The organism is Nonomuraea sp. SBT364, assembly GCF_001083785.1.
In the GTDB taxonomy this organism is placed as follows: domain Bacteria; phylum Actinomycetota; class Actinomycetes; order Streptosporangiales; family Streptosporangiaceae; genus Nonomuraea.
Genome location: NZ_LAVL01000271.1, coordinates 1 through 7,019, shown reverse-complemented (window position 1 = coordinate 7,019; position 7,019 = coordinate 1). Strand labels below are relative to the sequence as shown.

General features: G+C 72.5%; 6 protein-coding genes and 1 pseudogene. 4 read left to right on the top strand and 3 right to left on the bottom strand.

Annotated elements, in window-relative coordinates:
• The 3 genes and pseudogenes from ADY59_RS52110 to ADY59_RS45860 form a co-directional block, all read left to right on the top strand.
• Window positions 1-1,081: pseudogene (locus tag ADY59_RS52110) on the top strand (hypothetical protein); the annotation flags it as partial.
• Between the two features lie 83 nt (window positions 1,082-1,164).
• The gene (locus ADY59_RS45865) at window positions 1,165-2,058 is read left to right on the top strand and encodes a glycosyltransferase family 2 protein (protein ID WP_231619215.1); all 894 of its coding nucleotides are present in this window, start codon (window positions 1,165-1,167) and stop codon (window positions 2,056-2,058) included.
• Window position 2,059: 1 nt separating this feature from the next.
• The gene (locus tag ADY59_RS45860) at window positions 2,060-3,121 is read left to right on the top strand and encodes a glycosyltransferase family 4 protein (protein ID WP_049577210.1); all 1,062 of its coding nucleotides are present in this window, start codon (window positions 2,060-2,062) and stop codon (window positions 3,119-3,121) included.
• Here ADY59_RS45860 and ADY59_RS45855 read toward each other — a convergent pair.
• The 3 genes from ADY59_RS45855 to ADY59_RS45845 are packed head-to-tail and all read right to left on the bottom strand — an operon-like array spanning window position 3,022 to window position 6,160.
• A complete protein-coding gene (locus ADY59_RS45855; protein ID WP_049577207.1) occupies window positions 3,022-3,981 on the bottom strand; it encodes a lysylphosphatidylglycerol synthase domain-containing protein in 960 nt (319 codons plus the stop codon). The two genes, ADY59_RS45860 and ADY59_RS45855, sit on opposite strands and share 100 nt — an antisense overlap.
• 15 nt (window positions 3,982-3,996) lie before the next feature.
• Window positions 3,997-5,064 (bottom strand): hypothetical protein, encoded by a 1,068-nt coding sequence (locus ADY59_RS45850; RefSeq protein WP_049577205.1) that lies wholly within the window; start codon window positions 5,062-5,064, stop codon window positions 3,997-3,999.
• A 19-nt stretch (window positions 5,065-5,083) separates the two neighbouring features.
• Window positions 5,084-6,160, bottom strand: a complete 1,077-nt coding sequence (locus tag ADY59_RS45845) for an SPFH domain-containing protein (RefSeq protein WP_231619214.1) — start codon at window positions 6,158-6,160, stop codon at window positions 5,084-5,086.
• Window positions 6,161-6,234: 74 nt separating this feature from the next.
• Between ADY59_RS45845 and ADY59_RS45840 the strand changes: the two genes are divergently transcribed.
• The coding region (locus tag ADY59_RS45840) for a class I SAM-dependent methyltransferase (protein WP_156326152.1) at window positions 6,235-7,019 on the top strand (785 nt) is incomplete at its 3' end.

Here is a 7,019-nt window from a genome sequence, read left to right as displayed (position 1 = left end):
GCCGTCGGCCGGGGCCGGTGCGGGGCTGCTGGCGGCTTATGTGGTGGCCCGCCCGTACCTGAACTACCTGTCGCGCTCCGTCGAGCCGCTGCTGCTGATCTGCGGCGGCGTGCTGGTGCTCATCGCGGCGGGCACGGCCGCCGCGCCGGTCCTGGCCCGCGTACGGGTGCCGCGCCGGGTGCCGTCGGCCGGGGCCGCCCTGGTCGTGCTCGTCATGGCGGGCCTGGCCGTACGCCCCTGGATACAGACCGTGCGCCGCGACCCCGACAACGTCGACGACCAGCGGACCTACATCTTCATCGAGCAGATCCAGAAGGCCAACGGCCTGCCCGCCGACGGCTCCCGGCTCTACTTCGAGAACTCGCTGCACTGGGTCGCCTGGTACATCGGCATCCCGGCGGTCGTGCTGGCCACGCTGGCCGGGGCGGTGCTGCTGCGCCGCCTGCTGCGCGGCCGGGACCTCGGCTGGCTGCTGCCGCTGGCGGTGATCGGCTGGACGACGGTGACCACGCTGCTCCGGCCGGAGATCACCCCCGACCATCCGTGGGCGGCCCGCCGCCTGGTGCCGGTGGTGATCCCCGGCCTGATCCTGCTGGCGGTGTGGGGCGCGCGATGGCTGACCGGGCGGTTCCCCCGGCGGTGGGTCGCCCCGCTGACGGCGCTGCTGGTGCTGGCGCCGCCGGTGGTGACGTCGATCGGGACCGCGTTCACCCCGGTCGAGCGCGGCGAGGCGGCGGCGGTGGCGCGGATGTGCGCGCGCATCCCGGACGACGCCTCGGTGCTCATCGTCGAGCGGGTCACCGGCGACCGGTTCACCCAGCTCGTGCGCGGCATGTGCGGGGTGCCCGCCGCCAAGGTCGTCCCCGGAGCCTCCGCGGACGAGGTGCGCCGCCTGATCGCGCGGGTGCGCGCGGCCGGCCGTACCCCGGTCGTGCTGGCCGCCGAGGCCGGGCAGGTGGCGCCGTACGGCACGCCGGCGCAGGTCATGGGGCTGGTGACGCGGCAGGACGAGCGGTCGCTGACCAGCAGGCCGGACGGCACCTGGTCACTGCGCGTCAACGTCTGGATGGCCATCCCTTGACGTGATGTGGACCCGCCTTTCTGCGGGGCAGAGTACCCTCGACGCACGTGAGCACGCCCGAGACCCCCCAGAGTGGAAACGCCGTGGAAGAAGCGCCATACGTCACGATCGTCCTGCCCTGCTACAACGAGCAGGACCACGTCATCGACGAGGTCGAGCGCATCACCAAGGCGATGGACTCCAGCGGCTACACCTATGAGCTCGTCGCCGTCGACGACTGCTCGACCGACGAGACGCTGGCCAGGCTGCGCGAGGCCGCGCCGGCCTACCCGCACCTGCGCATCCGCGCCTTCCACCGCAACGGCGGCTCCGGCACCGTGCGGCGGATCGGCTCGCAGGAGGCCAGGGGCGAGATCGTCGTCTGGACCGACGCCGACATGACCTATCCCAACGAGCGCATCCCCGAGCTGGTGCAGATCCTGGAGAAGGATCAGACGATCGACCAGGTGGTCGGCGCGCGCACCAGCGAGGAAGGCTCGCACAAGCTGCTGCGCGTCCCGGCCAAGTGGGTGATCCGCAAGGTGGCCGAGATGCTCGCCGGGCAGAAGATCCCCGACCTCAACTCCGGGCTGCGCGCCTTCCGCAAGTCGGTGGCCAAGCCCTATCTGCGGCTGTTGCCGCCCGGGTTCTCCTGCGTCACGACGATCACGCTGTCGTTCCTGTCCAACCAGCACGACGTCTACTACCTGCCGATCGACTACGCCAAGCGGGCCGGGAAGTCGAAGTTCAGCTTCATCTCCGACGCCTACCGCTACATCCTGCAGGTGCTGCGGATGATCATGTACTTCAACCCGCTCAAGGTGCTCATGCCGCCGGCACTGTGGCTGGTGGGCATCGGGGTGGCCAAGGGCGTGTGGGACATGATCGACACGCCGTTCTACCTGCCGTCCAACACCGTGATGATCTTCCTGTCGGGGTTGCTCATCGGCTCGGTGGCGTTGCTGGCCGACCTGATCGTGCGCTCGCGCGGCGAATAGCGTGCGGATCGCGATCGTCGGCCCCACCTACCCGTACAAGGGCGGCGGGGCGCAGCACACCACCGAGCTGGCGCACCGGCTCGCGGCGCTCGGCCACGACGTGGTGATCGAGTCGTGGCGGGCGCAGTACCCGTCGTTCCTCTACCCGGGGCAGCAGACGATCTCCGCGCCCGAAGGCGTCCCGTACCCGAAGACCCGGCGTGACCTCGACTGGCGGCGGCCGGACGGGTGGGTCGCCGCCGGGCGGCGGCTCCGCTCGGCCGACCTGGTGATCCTCGCGGTCCTCAGCCCCGTGCAGGTCCCCGCCTACCTCGGGATCCTGTACGGCATCCGCCGCAGGGCCCGGACCGTCGCGTTGTGCCACAACGTGCTGCCGCACGAGCGCAAGCCGTACGACCAGCCGCTGATGAAGGCGCTGCTCAAGCGGGTCGACGGGGTGCTGACGCACTCCGAGCAGCAGGCCGGGCTGGCCCGGGGGCTGACCGACGGGCCGGTGCGCGTGGCCGCGCTGCCGCCGCACCTGCCCTCCAGCCACGCCGGGCGCTCCGACGAGGTGCACCGGCGGCTGCTGTTCTTCGGCATCGTCCGCCCGTACAAGGGGCTCGACCTGCTGCTCCGGGCGCTGCCCGAGGGGATCGGGCTGACCGTCGCCGGGGAGTTCTGGGGCGGCCTGGACGACACCCGCGCGCTGATCGACGAGCTGGGCATCGGTGACCGGGTCGACCTGCGGCCCGGCTACGTGGCCGCCGACGACGTGCCGAAGCTGTTCGCCGAGGCCGACGCGCTGGTGCTGCCCTACCGCAACGCGACCGCCAGCCAGAACGTGTGGCTCGGGCACGAGCACGGCGTCCCGGTGATCGCCACCCGGGTGGGCGCGCTGGCCGACCACGTGACCGACGGGGTGGACGGACTGCTGGTCGAGCCGGGTGACGCCGGGGCGCTGCGGGCGGCGATCGAGCGTTTCTACGCCTCCGGCGAGCCGGAGAGGTTGCGGTCGGGGGTCAAGGCGGTCGACCCGGCGCCGTTCTGGTCGGCGTACACGGCCACGCTTCTCGACGCCTGACGGCCCAGCAGGAACGCCAGCCCGGCGGCCGTCGCGTCGGCCAGCGTGAACGCCAGCCGCGACACCACGGCCACGGCGAGCGCGGCGCCGGTGCCGATGATCGGCTGCAGCACGAGCACCAGCGCGCCCTCGCGCACCCCCACACCGGCGGGCACCACGAACGTGAGCAGCCCGGTCGCCCAGGCGAACGCGTAGGCGCCGGTGGCGATCACGTAGAGGTCCCAGCGGCCCGCGAGCAGCCACGTGTGAAGCCCGTACACCAGCCAGCCCAGCGTGGTCCACGCCACCGCCACCAGCACCGTACGGCCGGGCAGCACGCTGTCGAGCGTTTCGCGGCGCGCCAGGCGCAACGCCAGGTTGAGACCCCACGTGAGCACCTTCGGGTGCAGGCACACGATGATCACCGGCACGAGCAGCAGCAGGTACCACGCCTGGCGCACCGCCTCCTGCGTCGCCAGCGTGGCGGCCGCGATCGCGAGGCCCACCCCCAGGTTGATCACCAGCGCCAGCGAGATGCACGCGAACGTCCGGCGCGGCGGGCTGCCGTGGTCGCGGCCGAGTTCCATCATCGCCGCGTACGCCCACACCGCGCCAGGAATGTACTTGCCGAGCTGCCCGACGAACATGATCCGCCCCGCCACCCGGACCGGCAGCGGCGACCCGAGTCCCGCCAGCACCTGCCGCCAGGCCAGCAGCATGCAGAACTGGCCCGCCAGCACCGCCGCGAACGCGCCCGCCACCGCCCACGGCGAGATCCCGGTCACGGCGGCGCGGGGGGCCTCCCAGTTGCTCGCCAGGCCGTAGCCCAGAAAACCGAGCGCGACCAGGGCAAGCACAACGCGCAGCAGTCGGCGGATCACCCGCCCAAGGCTACTTCAGCCGCGATGGGCGAGGTAGAGCCAGCCGAGCGCGGCGACCAGCGCCGCCGCCACCAGCACCGCCAAAGCGATCTTGACCGCGCTGTACGGCCGGTCGCCCTGCACCTCGCCGTTGTCCCCGTTGATCAGCACCTGGTACGACCTGCCGCCGAACAGGTAGCAGCCCACCCACACGGGCAGCAGCACCAGCTTGAACGTGACCGCCGAGTAGCTCGTGTCCACGGAGTTCACCTGCTGCACGTCGCCGCCGATGTCCCGGCGGCAGTCGGCCGCCACGACCTCCGCCATCTTGGCCTTGGCCTGCTCCAGCCCGCCCTCCGGCCCGGTGTCGTAGCGCAGGCTGTGGTGCCCCGACACGTAGCCGGGCTCGTACGGCTTCGCCCGGTCCAGCGGCCAGGGCTCCAGCGCGTCCAGCCGCTCCCTCGGCACGTGGCCGGTCGCGGCGACCAGGACGTCGTCGAAGTGCCGCGCCACCCGGCCGCTCGCCGGGTACCAGCGCGTCTTGCGGACCCGGCGGGTCCTGGTCTCGCCGTTCGAGGTGTAGGTCTGGGTGACCCAGTAGTGCTCGCCGCGCCGGCCGGTGTAGTCCGAGACGGTGCCCGCGTCGAACGTCCAGTGCGGCAGGTAGGTGCTCTTCATGGACTCGGCCTCGGTGACCTTCTTGAGGCGGTTCGGGGCGAACCAGCGCGAGCGCGTCCAGGCCCGCAGCGCCTTGCGGGCGCCCTTCCGGTCCAGGGCGAACGGCAGCACCGCCTCGGGGGCGATCTGGTCGCCGGAGCCCGTGTCGGCGACCAGCGCGATGCCGCAGAACTGGCAGCTCGTGGAGATCGCGTCACTCTCGGTCCTGGCCCCGCAGCCGGGGCAGGAGAACCGGTGCCCTCCGGACGACGGCGTCCGCGGCTTGGCGAGGAACGCGTCGTAGGAGTGCTCGCGCACCTCCCGGCCGGAGGCGGCGACCGCCTCCTGGTGGCCGCAGTAGGGGCAGCGCAGCGCCCCGGTGCCCGGCGCGTACTCCACGCTCGCGCCGCATCCGCCGCACGGGCGGGTGGTGGTGGGTGAGGTCAACGCGGCCTCCGGTCGTCGGTCAGGAAGGCGGGAGCGGGGGCGGGGTGTCGTGGAGCAGGGCCGCCAGCTCGGGGACGTCCCGCGCGGGCGTCCACCGCGCCAGGCCCGGCCGCCACACCAGCGCGTCCGGCGTGAGGCCGGCCGCCGCCAGCCCCGGCCGGTCGAACGGGCCGCGCCGCTCGCCCCCCGCGCCGAGATACCACTGCTCCTGTCGCGGCAGCGGCGGCGGCGCGCTCCGCGACAGCCCGGCGGCCAGGTGCTGACCGGCGGCGACGCCCAGACCGAGACCCATGCCGTCGGCGGCGCCTCCCGCGTTCTCCAGGGCGCCCGCCGCCTGGAAGCGGGTGTACGCGTCCAGATCGCCCAGGATGCCCATCTGGGCGCGCTTGTCCAGCGCCTTCTCGACCTCCGGCGGCAGCGAGATGTTCTCGAAGGAGAAGGCCGGGATCGCCAGCCCCACCCCGGCCAGGTCGGCCGTCAGCAGCTCGGCCAGCCGCAGGCCCATCGCGTGCTGGTCGGCCGCCATGTCCAGCACCGGCACCCCGGCCGTGGCCAGCGCCCCGGCCAGCCGGCCGACGATCATCTGCCGCAGGTAGCCCTCGACCTCGTCGGTACGGAAGCGCGGATCGGTCCCCGCCAGCTCCCGCAGCAGCTTGGGCGCGTCCGTCACCCGCGCCGAGTACGCCCCGAACGCCCGCAGCCGCACCGGCCCGAACTCCGGGTCACGCAGCATGACCGGGTTCTGCGTCCCCCACTTGAAGTCGGTGAACTGCCTGGTGCTGACGAAGTACACCTCGGCCTTGAACGGCGAGTCGAACCCGTGCTTCCACCCTTTGAGCGTCGACAGCACCGGCAGGTTGCGGGTCCGCAGCTCGTACGTGCCGGGCGCGAACGCGTCGGCGATCCGGCCCTCGTTCACGAACACCGCGACCTGCGACTCCCGCACCACGAGCCGGGCGCCCATCTTGATCTCGTTGTCGTGCCGGGGGAAGCGCCACACCATGGTGTCGCGGCTGTCGTCGAGCCATTCGACGATGTCAAGGAACTCGTCACGGATCCGGGTGAAGAGCTCCATCGCGGCCCCGTTCATTGTCATTTGCCCCAGGCGGGTCACCGTACCAAAGCCGGTTCGACGGCCGGGGGCGGCGAGCGCGGGTACTGTTGGGCGGCGTGGGAAAGCAACGGGTCGCGCAGCTGGAATACTCCGAGTTCCAGTCCGCGATGCTCGACGAGGCGAAGCGCAGGCGCAAGGCCGCGAAGATCATCGCGGTGCTTGAGCACTTCCACGGGCCGCTCGGCGGGCTGACAGTGGGCGACGTGGGCTGCTCGGCCGGGTTCATCGCCGACGAACTCGCCGCCGCCGGGGCCGGGCACACGCTCGGCATCGACATCGACGTGCCGGGGCTGCGCAAGGCCGCCGACCGGTTCGGCGAACGGGTGGCCTTCGTGTGCGGCGACGGCACCGCGCTGCCGTTCCCCGACGGGTCCGTGGACGTGCTGGTGTTCAACCACATCTACGAGCACGTGGTCGACCCCGACGCGGTCGTGGCCGAGATGCACCGGGTGCTCTCCGACGACGGCGTCCTCTACCTGGGGCTGGGCAACCGGCTCGGGATCATGGAACCGCACTACAAGCTGCCGTTCCTGTCCTACCTGCCGCCGGCGCTGGCCGACCGCTACGTGCGCGCCTCCGGGCGGGCCGACCACTACTACGAGCGCTTCCGCACACGGCGCGGGCTGCGCCGCATGCTGCGCGCCTTCCACGTGTGGGACTACACGTTCCCGGTGCTGGCGACGCCGACCCGGTTCGCCGGGTCCGAGCTGTTCCCCGGGGCCGCCGGGCGTCTCGCCCAGACCGTCCTGGCCCGTACCCCCAGGGCGGTGCTGCGGCTTCTGCTCCCGCTCGTGCCCACGTACCTCTGGGTCGCCACCAAGCGCCCCCGCCGGCCCGCCGG

Bases quoted from the DNA above. Each gene is read 5' to 3' on its own strand.
- ADY59_RS45845 (WP_231619214.1), bottom strand. From the start codon at position 6,160: ATGACAATGAACGGGGCCGCGATGGAGCTCTTCACCCGGATCCGTGAC.